The organism is Micromonospora parathelypteridis (assembly GCF_014201145.1).
GTDB lineage: Bacteria > Actinomycetota > Actinomycetes > Mycobacteriales > Micromonosporaceae > Micromonospora > Micromonospora parathelypteridis.
Genome location: NZ_JACHDP010000001.1, coordinates 1,005,355 through 1,018,918, shown reverse-complemented (window position 1 = coordinate 1,018,918; position 13,564 = coordinate 1,005,355). Strand labels below are relative to the sequence as shown.

The window sequence follows — 13,564 nt, the reverse complement described above, 5'->3', positions numbered from 1 at the left end:
TTTGTGAAAGACCCAAAACGAGATCGAAACAAGGAGCCGATCCGGTGCCGCGCGCGCTTGTTGTGGGAGCGCTTCCATGGCAGACTGTCGATTCGACGCGACAGGAGCCACATCGCGTGAGCGCGGGTCCACCGAGGGCAGCCGGCAGCACAACGTCCGGTCACGGTCACCCGATCGCAGCCGGCGGGACCCCCTCCCGTGCGGGCCGCACCGCCCTACCCCGGCCGGGCCCGGGGGAGACCACCTTCCCGGCGCCTCGAATCTCCCGCGGACCACCACCCTCGCGGGCAGGCGCCTCGCCGGGGACCGTCCCGGCCTGGTCCGAGGAGACACCGCGCACATGAGACAACTGGCACGACGCCGTCGAGTGGCGATGATCGCCGCCGCCGTGCTCGCCATCGGCGGGGTGACCCTGCCCGCCGGCGCCGCACAGGCCGCACCCGCCTGCGACGTGGTCTACGCGACCAACGACTGGAACACCGGCTTCACCGCGAACGTCACCATCAAGAACCTGGGTGACCCGGTCAGCAGCTGGACGCTCAAGTGGACCTTCCCGAACAGCAGCCAGCGGGTCACCCAGGGCTGGTCGGCCAAGTTCAGCCAGTCCGGCAGTGAGGTCACCGCGACCAACGAATCGTGGAACGGCAACCTTGGCACCGGGGCCTCCACCACCATCGGCTTCAACGGCACCCACTCGGGCAGCAACCCGAAGCCCACCTCGTTCACCCTCAACGGCACCGCCTGCAACGGCACCCCGGCCAACCAGCCGCCGACGGTCTCTCTCGGCCTGCCGACCGGGCCGTTCACCGCGCCGGCCGACGTGCCGCTGACCGCCACCGCCAGCGACCCGGACGGGACGATCAGCAAGGTCGAGTTCTACCGCAACGGCCTGCTGATCAACACCGACACCTCCGCGCCGTACGCCTACACCCAGGAGGACCTGCCAGCCGGCAGCTACACCGTCCAGGCCAGGGCGTACGACAACGCCAACGGCATCGGGGTCGACGAGAAGGCGTTCACGGTCACCGCCGCGAGCGGCCCGACGCTGGTCGCCACGCCGTCCGCGGTGAGCGTCACCGAGGGTGGCACCTCCACCTTCAACCTGAAGCTCAGCGCCGCGCCGACGGCCAACGTGCCGGTCACACTCACCCGCACCGGCGACACCGACGTCACGGTCTCGCCGGCCACCGCCACGCTGACCCCGAGCAACTGGAACACCGGGGTCACCGTCACGGTCGCGGCGGCGGAGGACACCGACACCGCCGGCGGCGCCGCCACCATCACCGCCTCCGCCAGCGGTCTCGCCTCGCTGGCGGTCACCGCCACCGAGATCGACAACGACACCCCCGGCGGCGACAACGCCTACATAGCGAAGTTCCTCGAGCAGTACGGCAAGATCAAGAACTCGGGTTACTTCAGCCCCGAGGGCGTGCCGTACCACTCGGTCGAGACGCTGATCGTCGAGGCGCCCGACCACGGCCACGAGACCACCTCGGAGGCGTTCAGCTTCTGGCTCTGGCTGGAGGCGAACTACGGGCGGGTCACCCAGAACTGGGCCCCGTTCAACAACGCCTGGACCGTGATGGAGAAGTACATCATCCCGACGCACGCCGACCAGCCGACCGCAGGCTCCGCCGGCACCCCGCAGTACGCCGCGGAGTACAACCTGCCCAGCCAGTACCCCTCGGCGCTGAACCCGAACATTGCCGTCGGGCAGGACCCGCTCCGCTCGGAGTTGCAGTCCACCTACGGCACCGGCGACATCTACGGCATGCACTGGTTGCTGGACGTCGACAACACCTACGGCTTCGGCCGCTGCGGTGACGGCACCAGCAAGCCGACGTACATCAACACCTTCCAGCGGGGCACCCAGGAGTCCGTGTGGGAGACCGTCCCGCAGCCGTCCTGCGACACCTTCGCCCACGGCGGTCAGTACGGCTACCTCGACCTGTTCGTCAAGGACACCGGCGCCCCCGCCAAGCAGTGGAAGTACACCAACGCCCCGGACGCCGACGCCCGCGCCGTGCAGGCCGCCTACTGGGCGCTGACCTGGGCCAAGGCGCAGAACAAGCAGGCCGACGTCGCCGCCACCGTGGCCAAGGCCGCCAAGATGGGTGACTACCTGCGGTACGCGATGTTCGACAAGTACTTCAAGAAGATCGGCAACTGCGTCGGGGCCAGCACCTGCCCCGCCGGCAGCGGCAAGGACTCGGCGCACTACCTCCTGTCCTGGTACTACGCCTGGGGTGGCGCGTACGACGCCAGCCAGAACTGGTCCTGGCGGATCGGCTCCAGCCACAACCACTTCGGCTACCAGAACCCGTTCGCGGCCTGGGCGCTGACCAACACCCCGGAGCTCAAGCCGCAGTCGTCGACCGCGGTCGCCGACTGGACCAAGAGCTTCGAACGGCAGCTGGAGTTCTACACCTGGCTGCAGTCCTCCGAGGGTGGCATCGCCGGCGGCGCCACCAACAGCTGGGACGGCAGCTACGCCCAGCCGCCGTCCGGCACCAGCACCTTCTACGGCATGTTCTACGACGTCGACCCGGTCTACAACGACCCGCCGTCGAACCAGTGGTTCGGCATGCAGGCCTGGTCGATGCAGCGGATCGCCGAGCTGTACCTGCAGACCGGCAACGCGAAGGCCAAGGCGCTGCTGGACAAGTGGGTGCCCTGGGCGATCGCCAACACCACCCTCGGCACCAACTGGTCGATCCCGTCGGACATGGCGTGGACCGGGCAGCCGACCACCTGGAACCCGTCCAGCCCGCAGCCCAACACCAACCTGCACGTCACGGTGACCACCAAGGGCCAGGACGTCGGCGTCACCGCCGCCTACGCCCGGACCCTGATCGCGTACGCGGCCAAGTCGGGCAACGTGGCGGCCAAGGACACCGCCAAGGGGCTGCTCGACGCGCTCTCCGCCGCCAGTGACGCCACGGGTGTCTCCACCACCGAGAAGCGTGGCGACTACCGGCGCTTCGACGACGTCTACAACGCGTCCACCGGGCAGGGCCTCTACGTCCCGTCCGGCTGGACCGGGGAGATGCCGAACGGCGACGCCATCGCCGCCGGCAAGAGCTTCCTCGACATCCGGTCCTTCTACAAGAACGACCCGGACTGGCCCAAGGTGCAGGCGTACCTGGACGGTGGTGCGGAGCCCAGCTTCAACTACCACCGGTTCTGGGCACAGGCGGACGTCGCCATGGCGTACGCCGACTACGGCAGCCTGTTCCCGAACGGCTGACAGCGACCCGGGGTGGGTGGCGTGGACCGCCCACCCCGGGGTCCGACCCGGGTCCGGGGAACGACGGACCTTGGTCGGCGGACGGCCTGACACCCACGGTCAGGCCGGGGTGGGCCAGCCATCTGGCCGACGCAGCGGATCGGCTGGCCCACCCCACCGCCCGGACTAGAGCCAACCGCGAAAAAGCCCAGAAATTCGGGCCGTCACGGGATCACGCCGAAGTCCGCGACGGAGTAACGTACGTCACCGGAGAGGCCGCTCCCCCCGTGGCGGCCTCTCCACTTTTTTGCCCGCCACCGCCCGCCACGACCCGGATTCGCCCCGGGGTCAGCGAGGCGGTGCGGCCGGGTCGTCAAGGACCGGATGACGCAGACCCGGGTGCCCGGCCGGCAACGACCGCCGCAGCACCACCCAGCTCAGTGCCAGCGCCGCGGCGACCAGCGGCCAGGTCAGCGCCACCCGGGCCACCACCAGCGCGAGCACCTGCCCACTGAGGTACAGCGGCACGAACACCGCGAGCCGCACCAGGTAGGTCGCCGTCCACACCCAACTGGCCCGGCCGTACCCGCGTCTCAGCGCCCGGTCCCGCCGCCACCGGGTGCGCTGGCCCAGCACCGCGCCGACCAACACACCGAGCAGCGGCCAGCGCACCACGATGCTGACCGTCCAGGCGAGTGCGCTGGCCGCGTTGGAGAGCACCTGAATGAGAAAGAAATCCTCGGCCCGGCCGGTCCGCACCGCGATCAACGCCGCGACGCAGACGGCCAGCAGGCCGATCAGCACCGAGCGCGGTCGATCACCCCGGAACAGCCGTACGCCGGCCACCGCCGCGCCCACGGCCAGCGCCGCGCCGACCCCGCCCCAGAGCGACTCGCCGCCTAGCAGCCAACCGGCCGCGAACGCCAGCGGCGGCAGAGTGGCGTCGATGGCGCCGCCCCGCCCGCCCAGCAGCTCCGCCAGGGAGTCGGCCCGCGCCGGCTCTCCTGGCGCCGGCTCGGCACCCACCCGCTGGTCCGGGCCGGGTGCGGCCTGACCGCTGTCGCGCTCCGGGATTCCGCCCACCACCGCCTCCTCGCCTCTGGCACAACCTAACCGTTGACGGGCGGCGGGCCACCGGTCGACAGGGCACCACCGGCCGCTACGGTGTGCGGATGCGCGCGACGGCACGGGGTTGGACCGCGGTCTGGTTGGTCGTACTGGCCCTCGTCCAGGCGGCCGCCTTCGTCGCCGTGTGGCGGGTGGCCGTGCACACCGAGATCGGCCAGTGGGTGGACACCGTGGCGCTCACCGGCAACCGGATCGGGCAGGACACCATCGACGGCCCGGTCAACCGGCTCCTCAACGCGATGTCGGTGGTCTCCCTGCTGGCCGCCACCGCGATGATCGGGTTCATCGCGCTGATCCGGGGACGGATCGCCCTGGCCATCACCGCGACCCTGCTGATCGCCGGAGCGAACCTCTCGACCCAGTTGCTGAAGCACGGCCTGGGCCGGCCCGACTACGGCCTCGACCCGGAGCGCCTCGCGGTGGGCAACAGCCTGCCCAGCGGGCACACCACGGTGGCCGCGTCGGTGGCGGTCGCGCTCGTGCTCGTGCTGCCGGCCAAGGTGCGGGCGGTCGGTGCCTTCCTCGCCGCCGGCTATGCCGCCGTCGCCGGAGTGGCCACCCTCTCCGCCGGCTGGCACCGGCCCAGCGACGCGGTCGCCGCGTACCTGGTGGTGGGTGTCTGGGCGGCGATGGCCGGGCTGCTCCTGCTGATCAACCAGCGGGAGCAGGCCGAGGTCGCGCCCGGCGACGCGCACCGCATCGCGGCGCTGGTGCTCGGGGTGGGCGGTGTGCTCGCCCTGGTCGCCTGCGGACTGGCACTGGCCTGGCTGGTCGACCTGCGCGACACCGGACCGGATGACCTCACCCGCCGACCACTGTTCGTCGGGTACGCGGGCAGCGCCGCCGGCATCGCCGGCACGATGGCGGTGGTGATGGCGTTGGTGCTCACCGTCGTACACCGGCTGGTGCCTCGGGTGAAGGGCTGAGCGGGCCGGTGGACCCCGTCCGCGTGGCGTTCTCCGCCGAGTGCGCGCTGCTCACCGAGATCCTTGCCGAGTTGGTCGACGCCGACCTCGACCGACCCACCGACTGCCCGCCGTGGACCGTCCAGGAGTTGATCGCGCACGTACGTACCGGAGTGGGCCGGCTGGCCGACATGCTCGCCGCGCCGGCCCCGCCGCACGCGGAGGTGGACGCCGCCGGCTACTTCGGCGGGGCGAAGTTCACCGCGCAGGTGGACGCCGACCGGATCGCCGGCGGCCGACGCGACGCGCTACAGGTGGACCGGGCCGCGCTGGCGACCGAGTTGGAGCGGGCCTGGCGGGCCACCGACGCGGCGGTCGCCGCCGCGCCGACCGATTGGGTGGTACGGACCCGACACGGCGACGCGATGCTCCTTACCGAGTTCCTGCGGACCCGCGTCGTCGAGGTGGGTGTGCACGGTCTGGACCTGGCCGCCGCGCTGGGCCGACCCCCATGGCTCACCCCACAGGCGGCCACCGTGATCGCCGACCTGCTCACTGGCGGGACACCGACACCGGCCGCGCTGCGCTGGGACGAGCTGACCCTGATCCGCAAGACCACCGGCCGGGCGGCGCTGACCGCCCCGGAAAAGGCCGCGATCGACGCCGCCAGCTTCCGCTGGCTGGCCTTCGGCCGCTGACCCTGCACCGGGCCGGCACCGACCGTCGCCGGCGCCGGCCTGGGTGGGTCAGCTCGCGAGACGGGGTGCGGGGACGTGCGGCGCGACGCCGCGCAGATGCGTCAACACCACCGGGTCGATCCGCCCCGGCACGAGCCGCTCCTCCAGGTTCTCCAGCCCGGCCCAGGAGATCAACGCCGCCTCCGTGCCGTCGTCCGCCACGGAATGACCCAGCGCGCTGAGCAACGCCGCAACCTCGTCGGCGACCGCGCCGCTCAGGTCGAGCAGGGTGGCCGGGTCGGGCCGGCTGAACAGCATGGTGTGCACCGCGAGCAGTCGACTCAGCTCGGCGACCGGTTCCGGGTGGTCGTCCACCCGAAGGTCGACCAGCACGTCGCTGCCGCCGGCGTACCCTCCGCCGCGCTCGACCACCAGCAGGCCGGCGCTTTGCCGGCCCCGCCGGTCGCCGCCGGCCTCGTCGCCCGCGCGCAACGCGGCGACGAGGCGCTCGGCGAACGGCAGCGCCGACCCTGCCAACCAGGCATCACCCAGGGCGTCGACGACCTCCGGGCCGGTGAGCACGTTGCCCTGCGCGGCCCAGCCGTCGCCGGTCCGCCCGCCCGCCCACGGATGGCAGGCCGGCCCGGTCCAACTGGCGCCCGAACCGCTGACTCCCACGACGCCGAGCTGGCGGTGCTCCCGCTCCGGGTCGGCGGCGATCAGCCCGGCCACCACGTCGGCGGCGGCCACACCGGTGCGCAGCAGGGTGAGGCCCTGCGGGCGATAGGCGAGGTTGACGTGCGCCTGGGTGGCCAGAGCGCCGACCTCGGCGGCGGCGGCCGGCACCAGCGCACCGGCGGCGAGGAACTTACTGGCGACGGCGACGCCGTGCAGGCGGCCGTCGGCGGAGCGGGCGACGAGCGAGAAGGTCACCCGCCGAGCCTATCCGGCCGTGTCGGCACGACATCGTCGTACTCGAATGGCTCAGAAGGGTGGCGCGGCGGCCTCCGGGGGAGCACCGTGCGCCCGGCGGACGTCGGCGACCGCGACCGCGGCCAACACCACCACCCCGACGGCGGTCGCGGCCACACCGGGCAGGGCGAGCAGCGGTACGGCTGCCGCCGCCAGCACCAGGACGGCGATCCACCGCGACGGGGAGACCCGCGCGAACACCTCGTACTCGAAGCGGGCCCGGCCAAGCAGGAACAGTGCCGGCCCGCCGAGCACCATGGCCAGCCACGGCCCCGGGATCTCCTTCAGCGGATGCTCGATGATCAGCTCGTAACCGACCGCGGTGGCCGCGAGGCCCACCACCATCACCAGGTGGGTGTCGGCAGCCGAGCGGCCGATGTTGGCGGGATGCCGGGCCTTCACGACCGCCTCGCCCAGGATCTGACCGGCGCGCTGGACGTAGATCCGCCACAGCATGATCGAGGTGGCCACCGCGAGCCCGAACGCCCACGCGTGCCCCGACCCGTACGGCTCGGCGCTGTACGCGAAACCCGCCACCAGGATCGTCTCGCCCAGCGCGACGAGGAAGAACTGCTGGTACCGCTCGGCCAGGTGCTCCCCGGCGATCTCCCACTTCGAGACCGTCGACCGGCCCAGACCCGGGACCGGCCAACCGAAGCGGGCGGCCCCGTACTCGAGGATCAGCGCCGCTGTCCAGAGCGACACCTGCCCATCCGTGGGCAGCGTCGCCCCGCCGATCCAGAGCACCCCGCTGACGGCGAACACCACCGCCATGCGCACCTTCAACCGGCGGTACGGGTGCGGGCCGAGCGCGACGGCCAGGATCAGCGGCCGGGACACCTGCGTGACGACGTACGCCACCGCGAACATCAGCCCGGTCGCGCTGAACGCTCGGGGGATCGCCACTCCCATCAGCATGCTGCCCACCAGCGCGATGATCACCACGGCCTGCAACGCCAGCCGGTGCGGGTCGTAGCGGCTGGTCGTCCACGCGGTGCCCTGCCAGACCGCCCAGAGCGCCAGCAACAGCAGCAGAGTCTTGCCGCTGCTGGTGATGGCGGCCCCGACCTGCCCCATGGCGCCTTCGTGGGTCAGCTCCTCGAACGCGCGCGCCGAGATCCGGGTGAGCGCGAAGACGAAGACCAGGTCGAAGAAGAGTTCCAGGAAGGTGGCCCGGCCGGGAGGGGACGACGCGGCGAACGGCTCCAGGCGTCCCGCTGCCCTGGAACCCATGGTCAGCGACCCGCGCCGTCGGTCCGGTCCACCCCGAAGTCGTAGCACCCCCGGTGGGGCGGACGGCCGGAAACCGGCGATTCTGCCCAGTCCGGGGATCTTGCTCGCGTGCCCCGTCAACGGGCACGATCGATCGGTGACGAATCGATGGGGCATGACGGTACCGCTGGGTGGCCTCGCACTGACCGACCATGACGCCGGATACGCGGCCCTCGACCGGGCCGGGTTCACCGACGTCTGGTCGTCCGAGGTCGCCGGGACCGACGCGTTCACCCCGCTGGCGCTCGCCGCGGCGTGGCAGCCCCGGCTGCGGCTGGGCACCGCGATCACGCCGGTCTTCACCCGGGGCCCCGGGCTGCTGGCGATGAGCGCGGCGGCGTTGGCCGAGGCCGCGCCGGGCCGGTTCTCGCTCGGGATCGGCGCGTCCTCCCCGGTGCTCGTGCAGGACTGGAACTCCGTGCCGTTCGACGAGCCGTTCCGGCGGACCCGCGACATGCTGCGCTTTCTGCGCGCCGCGCTGAGCGGCGAGACCGTCGACGAGGCCTACGACACATTCACCGTGCGCCGGTTCACGCTGGAACGACCACCAGCGGTGCCGCCGCCGATCCTGCTCGCCGCCCTGCGCCCGGGGATGCTCCGGCTGGCCGCCGCGGAGGCCGACGGGGTCATCCTCAACTGGCTCAGCGCCGACGACGTACCGCGCGCCCTCGCCGAGCTAAGTGACCGGCGCGCCGGCTTCGAGGTCGCCGCCCGGATCTTCGTCTGCCCCACCGAGGACACCACGTACGCCCGAGCGTTGGGCCGCCGGCTCATCACCAGCTACCTCACGGTCCCGGCATACGCCGAGTTCCACCGCTGGCTCGGCCGCGACAAGGTCCTTGCGCCGATGTGGGAGGCCTGGGCCGCCGGCGACCGGCGCGGCGCCAGCGCGGCGGTGCCCGACGACGTGGTCGACGCCCTGGTGCTGCACGGCTCACCGGAGCGGTGCCGTGCCGAGGTGCGCCGCTATGCCGACGCTGGCGTGGATGTGCCGGTGCTCGCGCTGCTGCCCACCCCGGAGGTCACCGCCGGCGGCGCGACCGCGCTGCTCACCCTCATCGCCCAACTGGGCGTCGACCCCGCAGGAGCGTCCGCGTGAACCTCACCGACCGGATCGTGGTCGTCACCGGCGGCGCCGGCGGCATCGGGGCCGCGCTGTCACGCCGCTTCGCCGCCGAAGGCGCCGCCGCCGTCGTGGTCGCCGACCTGAACGCCGAGGCGGCGGACGCGGTGGCCGAGGGCATCGGCCCGGTCGCGCACGCCATCGCACTCGACGTCACCGACGAGGAACAGGTGCGCGACCTGGTCGCCGACACCGAGGAGCGGTACGGCCGCATCGACCTGTTCTGCGCCAACGCGGGCGTGACCACCGGCGGGGGAGTGGAGGTCGACGACGCCGACTGGGACCGGGCGTGGCGGGTCAACGTGCTCGCCCACGTCTACTCGGCCCGGGCGGTGCTGCCCGGAATGCTCGCACGGGGCGGCGGCCACCTGCTGCACACGTGCTCGGCGGCGGGTGTGCTGACCGCCGTGGGCGACGCCGCGTACACGGCGACGAAGCACGCCTCGGTGGGGTTCGCCGAGTGGCTGGCCATCACCTACCGGGACCGGGGCATCCGGGTCAGCGCGCTCTGCCCGCAGGGGGTGGACACCCCGATGCTCGCCGACGGGATCGTCGAGGGACACCTCGGCGCCCGGGTGATCGCCGCATCCGGTGCGGTGCTCACCCCGGACCAGGTCGCCGACGCGGCCATCGCCGGACTGGCCGAGGAGCGTTTCCTGATCCTGCCGCACCCGGAGGTCGCCGACTACGCGCGTCGCCGCGCCGAGGACCCGGACGGCTGGCAGGCCGGGATGCGCAAACTCATCCGCCGGCTGACCACCTAACCCGCACGCATCCGGCGGGCGCGGCGCAGCGGGGCGGGGTGGACGGACCAGAGCAGGCGCCGCCACCAGGGGCGGGCGGAGCGCAGGTCGGCCACGTAGGCGGTGGCCACCTCGGCGGCACGGGCCGCCTGGTCGGCCGTCGCGCCGCCGGGTGCGAAGCCCACCTGATTGAGCAGGGCCGCCAACTCGTCGACGGCCGGGCTCACCGGCTCCGACGTGGTGCGGGCGTCGGCGAGGGCCGTGCGGGCGTGCCCGGCCACCTCGGTGGCCGCCAGGTCAGCACCGACCGGTCGACCGGCCAGCCGCAGCGCATCGGTGACCTCCCGCCAGGCGCCGGCGATGCGCTGATCGGGGTCACCCCGGACGAGCCGGGCGCGGGTGAGCGAGCGGCGCATCGCCAACAGGGTCAGCAACAGCGCCCCCACCAGCAGCAGCAGGCCGCCACTGCCCCCGGCGACCAGCACCGGGGTGGACACACCGCCACGGCTGGGCGGCCCCTCGGCGGCGGCGACCGGCTCCGGCGACGCGCTCGGCTCGGCGGTCGGTGCCGGCGCCTCCGACGGCGGCGGATCCTCCGGCGTCGGGCGGAAATCCTCCTCCACCGGCCTCGGCTCCTCGTTCGGGCGAGGCAGCGGGTCGAACGACACCCAACCCAACCCGTCGAAGAGCACCTCCGGCCAGGCGAACGCGTCACCGGCCAGCACCGGCCCCTGCCCGCGAGCCCGGAAACCCACCACCACCCGGGTCGGCAGCCCGGAAAGCCGGCCGAGCACCGCGAACGCCGCCGCGAACTGCTCCGACGTGCCCTCCTGCCCGCCGCCGTTACGAGGTCCGAAGAGGAAGAAACCCAGGTTCGGGTACGCGTGCCCGCTGGGCGCGTCCGCCACCACCCGGTAGTGCTCAGCCAGGAACTGCTCGATCGCCAGAGCCCGGGAATACGGGGCCCCGTTCTCCTCGGCGAGCTGTGCGGCCAGCTTGCGCATCGGGTCGGGCACCCCGTCGGCGACCCGCAGCACCCGGGCCACCTCCTCGCCGGCCGGCACGTTGGCCGTCGTCAACAGGTTCGAATCCGGGTGCTCCTCGGCGGAGGTCACCTCGTACCGCAGGCCCGGCGTCAACCCCTCCGGCCGGATCAACGTCCCGCTCGCCTGGTCGTACGCCACCCGCGCCCCGCTGACCTCCCGAGGTGTCGCCACGGCGGGCAGGAGCCGACCGCTCAGCTCCGCCACGGTGACCTGCTGGCGGACCGTCCGCACCGTGCTGTCGCGTGGCGTTGTGGCAGCCGGCAGGATCCGCCCGGCGTTGCGGTACGTCGCGCCGACCCGCCAGGTCACCCCGTCGTAGTCGCTGAGCACCGCCAACCGGACCCGAACGCCCGCGCCCGTGTCGTCCGCCGCCGGTTCGCCGTCGGTGGCCGGCCCGGTGCTCGGTGCGGTATCGCCGGCCTGGGCACCGGAGCGCTCCGTGCGCACATCGAGAAGTTTCTGCTCCGGATGCAACGCCCAGCCGGAGATCCGGATCAACGGGTTCTCGTCGAGCGTCTGCACCTGCGGTGGCTCCACGTACCGGCGCGGGTCCACCGGCCGGCCGTCGACCTGGTCGGCGACGACCGGGCCGAGCAGCGCGACCAGCCCGACCACCAGGGCCACCCCGAGCGCCGCGCTGGTAGCCAGCCGGAGCCGCACCGCCGCGCGTACCCGGGGGGCCAGATCTGCGGCCGGATCCCCGCCGGCCGGTGCCGTCCTGGCGGGCGCCGCCAGGCCGACCGCCGCGACCGTGACGAACGCCAACGTCGCCCCGACCGCCGGCGCGGCATTCGGACCGACCACGTAGAGAGCGGCGGCGTAGAGCCCCGCCGCCGGCAGGTAGCCCAACAGCACCCGGCCGGCGCGCAGCGCCACCTCCGCGCCGGCAAGCCCGGCCAGCCAGGCGGCGACAACGGGCACCAGCACCGTGTCCGGTGTGGGCTCCACCGGGATCATCGCGGTGAGCAGCCGGGGAATGCCGTTGCGGGCGGCGTCCGCGGTGATCTCCAGGAGGCCGCCCGGAATCTCGGCGTGGGCGGCGGCCAGCCGCAGCGACAAGAGTGTCCAGCCGGCCATCGCGGCAACCGACACCGGTGCCACCAGCCAGGACGGCAGCCGCCGGGCGGCCACGCTGACCAGCACCGAACCGACCGCCGCGCCGATGACCAGCCGGGTCAGCAGATCACCCGCGTACACCCGGCCGAGCACCACCCCGGCGAGCGCGGTCAACCCGATCAGCGCAAGCGGGACGACCGCCGCCCGCAGCACCCGCACGGCGCCCGTCACCACCGGCGTACCCCGTCCCACTCGGCGGCGAACTGCGCGCCGTCCGCCGCGTCGACGACCACCAGACCGGCCGCGCCCGGCGGCGTCGGCTCGGCCGCGCCGAACACCCCGACCACCACCGACGGGTACGCCCCGCGCAGCGCCCCGACGTGCCCCAGCTCGTCCCGGCCACCCGGCCCGGTCAGGAAGATCAGCGTGTCACCGAGCCGGTCCTGGCGCAGCCGGGTGGTTGCCGCGCGCACCGCGCCGTCGTCGCCCGACAGTGCGGCGGCGGCGAGCCGGTCCAGCGGTCCGAGAGCCGGCCCGACGTCCGCGTCCCCGCCGGGCGTCCCCGCCTCGGTTCCGTCGTCCGGCTGCGCGGCGACCAACAGCAACAACACCGGCAGGTCCGCGCGGTGCGCGGCGGTGACGATCGACGCCGCCGCCTCACAGGCCGACTCGAACGACTCCGCCACCCCACCCACCCGCTGCGGGTGCGCGGCGGCCCGGTTGTCCAGCAGGACGACCAGACGCGGCAGGCTGGTGTCCACGTTCTCCCGCACCATCAGCTCACCCACCCGGGCGCTGGTCCGCCAGTGCACCCGGCGCAGCTCGTCGCCGACCACGTACTCCCGCAGCGAGTCGAACGTGATCGACCCGTGGGGCACCCCGTCCACCCGGCCGTCGAGGCTGCGCCCCGAGCCGCGGGGCACCGCCGTCAGCGGATGGATGCGGGGGTGCACCCAGACCGGCACCGTCGTGCCGTACGGGCGGGCCAGCGCCACCAACCCCAGCGGGTCGCGGCGGGTCACCCGCAGCGGCCCGACCGGCACCACTCCGCGTCGATGGGTCGGCACGTCGTAGCGGACCTCGGTGTCCCGACCGGGCCGCAGACGCAACACCGGCACCGGCACGGTGCGTTCCCCGCACCGGTCCTCGGCCAGCAGGTTCGCCGACCGCAGCCGGCCGGTGTTGCGCACGGTCAACGTCATGCTCGCCGGCTCGCCGCGCGCCACCCGGTCCGGGTCGGCGCGGCGGGTCACCGTCAGCCGGGGCCGCCAGGCCGCGACCAGCGCCGCGTAGCCGACGGCCGCGCCGGCCGCCGCGCCAAGCAGCGTCAACTCGGGGTACGCGAACCGGAAACCCGCCGCCAGCAGCACGACGGCGGCGATGAGCAGCCCGACCCCGCGGGCGGTGATCCCCATG

At 73.4% G+C, this 13,564-nt stretch carries 10 protein-coding genes; 5 read left to right on the top strand and 5 right to left on the bottom strand.

Annotation, left to right across the window (positions count from 1 at the left end):
- Nucleotides 1-349: 349 nt before the first annotated feature.
- Nucleotides 350-3,247, top strand: a complete 2,898-nt coding sequence (locus HNR20_RS04120; protein ID WP_184187934.1) for a glycoside hydrolase family 48 protein — start codon at nucleotides 350-352, stop codon at nucleotides 3,245-3,247.
- Nucleotides 3,248-3,574: 327 nt separating this feature from the next.
- Here HNR20_RS04120 and HNR20_RS04115 read toward each other — a convergent pair whose 3' ends face one another.
- The gene (locus HNR20_RS04115; protein ID WP_184187931.1) at nucleotides 3,575-4,252 is read right to left on the bottom strand and encodes a DUF3159 domain-containing protein; all 678 of its coding nucleotides are present in this window, start codon (nucleotides 4,250-4,252) and stop codon (nucleotides 3,575-3,577) included.
- 140 nt (nucleotides 4,253-4,392) lie between these two features.
- On the opposite strand from HNR20_RS04115, the gene HNR20_RS04110 reads away from it, so the two are divergent.
- Both HNR20_RS04110 and HNR20_RS04105 read left to right on the top strand, forming a co-directional pair.
- The gene (locus tag HNR20_RS04110; protein ID WP_184176595.1) at nucleotides 4,393-5,280 is read left to right on the top strand and encodes a phosphatase PAP2 family protein; all 888 of its coding nucleotides are present in this window, start codon (nucleotides 4,393-4,395) and stop codon (nucleotides 5,278-5,280) included.
- A gap of 8 nt (nucleotides 5,281-5,288) precedes the next feature.
- Nucleotides 5,289-5,957: a maleylpyruvate isomerase N-terminal domain-containing protein gene (locus tag HNR20_RS04105; RefSeq protein WP_229687168.1), complete on the top strand. Its 669-nt coding sequence runs from the start codon at nucleotides 5,289-5,291 to the stop codon at nucleotides 5,955-5,957.
- A gap of 48 nt (nucleotides 5,958-6,005) precedes the next feature.
- Here HNR20_RS04105 and HNR20_RS04100 read toward each other — a convergent pair whose 3' ends face one another.
- Together HNR20_RS04100 and HNR20_RS04095 are read right to left on the bottom strand one after the other, a co-directional pair.
- A complete protein-coding gene (locus tag HNR20_RS04100) occupies nucleotides 6,006-6,869 on the bottom strand; it encodes a DUF1028 domain-containing protein (RefSeq protein WP_184176593.1) in 864 nt (287 codons plus the stop codon).
- Between the two features lie 51 nt (nucleotides 6,870-6,920).
- Entirely contained in the window at nucleotides 6,921-8,141 is a 1,221-nt protein-coding gene (locus HNR20_RS04095) for a low temperature requirement protein A (protein ID WP_184176591.1), read from the bottom strand.
- 154 nt (nucleotides 8,142-8,295) lie between these two features.
- Here HNR20_RS04095 and HNR20_RS04090 point away from each other — a divergent pair, with 154 nt between their 5' ends.
- On the top strand, nucleotides 8,296-9,279 hold the full coding sequence (locus HNR20_RS04090) for an LLM class F420-dependent oxidoreductase (RefSeq protein WP_184176589.1): 984 nt from the start codon (nucleotides 8,296-8,298) through the stop codon (nucleotides 9,277-9,279).
- On the top strand, nucleotides 9,276-10,067 hold the full coding sequence (locus tag HNR20_RS04085; protein ID WP_184176587.1) for an SDR family oxidoreductase: 792 nt from the start codon (nucleotides 9,276-9,278) through the stop codon (nucleotides 10,065-10,067). Before HNR20_RS04090 ends, HNR20_RS04085 begins: the two co-directional genes overlap by 4 nt.
- Here the strand turns inward: HNR20_RS04085 and HNR20_RS04080 are convergent.
- Both HNR20_RS04080 and HNR20_RS04075 read right to left on the bottom strand, forming a co-directional pair.
- Nucleotides 10,064-12,382 (bottom strand): transglutaminase domain-containing protein, encoded by a 2,319-nt coding sequence (locus HNR20_RS04080; RefSeq protein ID WP_229687167.1) that lies wholly within the window; start codon nucleotides 12,380-12,382, stop codon nucleotides 10,064-10,066. The genes HNR20_RS04085 and HNR20_RS04080 overlap by 4 nt on opposite strands.
- The gene (locus HNR20_RS04075; protein ID WP_184176583.1) at nucleotides 12,376-13,563 is read right to left on the bottom strand and encodes a DUF58 domain-containing protein; all 1,188 of its coding nucleotides are present in this window, start codon (nucleotides 13,561-13,563) and stop codon (nucleotides 12,376-12,378) included. The genes HNR20_RS04080 and HNR20_RS04075 overlap by 7 nt, the downstream gene beginning before the upstream one ends.
- Nucleotide 13,564 lies beyond the last annotated feature (1 nt).

Bases quoted from the DNA above. Each gene is read 5' to 3' on its own strand.
- HNR20_RS04075 (WP_184176583.1), bottom strand. From the start codon at position 13,563: ATGGGGATCACCGCCCGCGGGGTCGGGCTGCTCATCGCCGCCGTCGTG.
- HNR20_RS04090 (WP_184176589.1), top strand. From the start codon at position 8,296: ATGACGGTACCGCTGGGTGGCCTCGCACTGACCGACCATGACGCCGGA.
- HNR20_RS04095 (WP_184176591.1), bottom strand. From the start codon at position 8,141: ATGGGTTCCAGGGCAGCGGGACGCCTGGAGCCGTTCGCCGCGTCGTCC.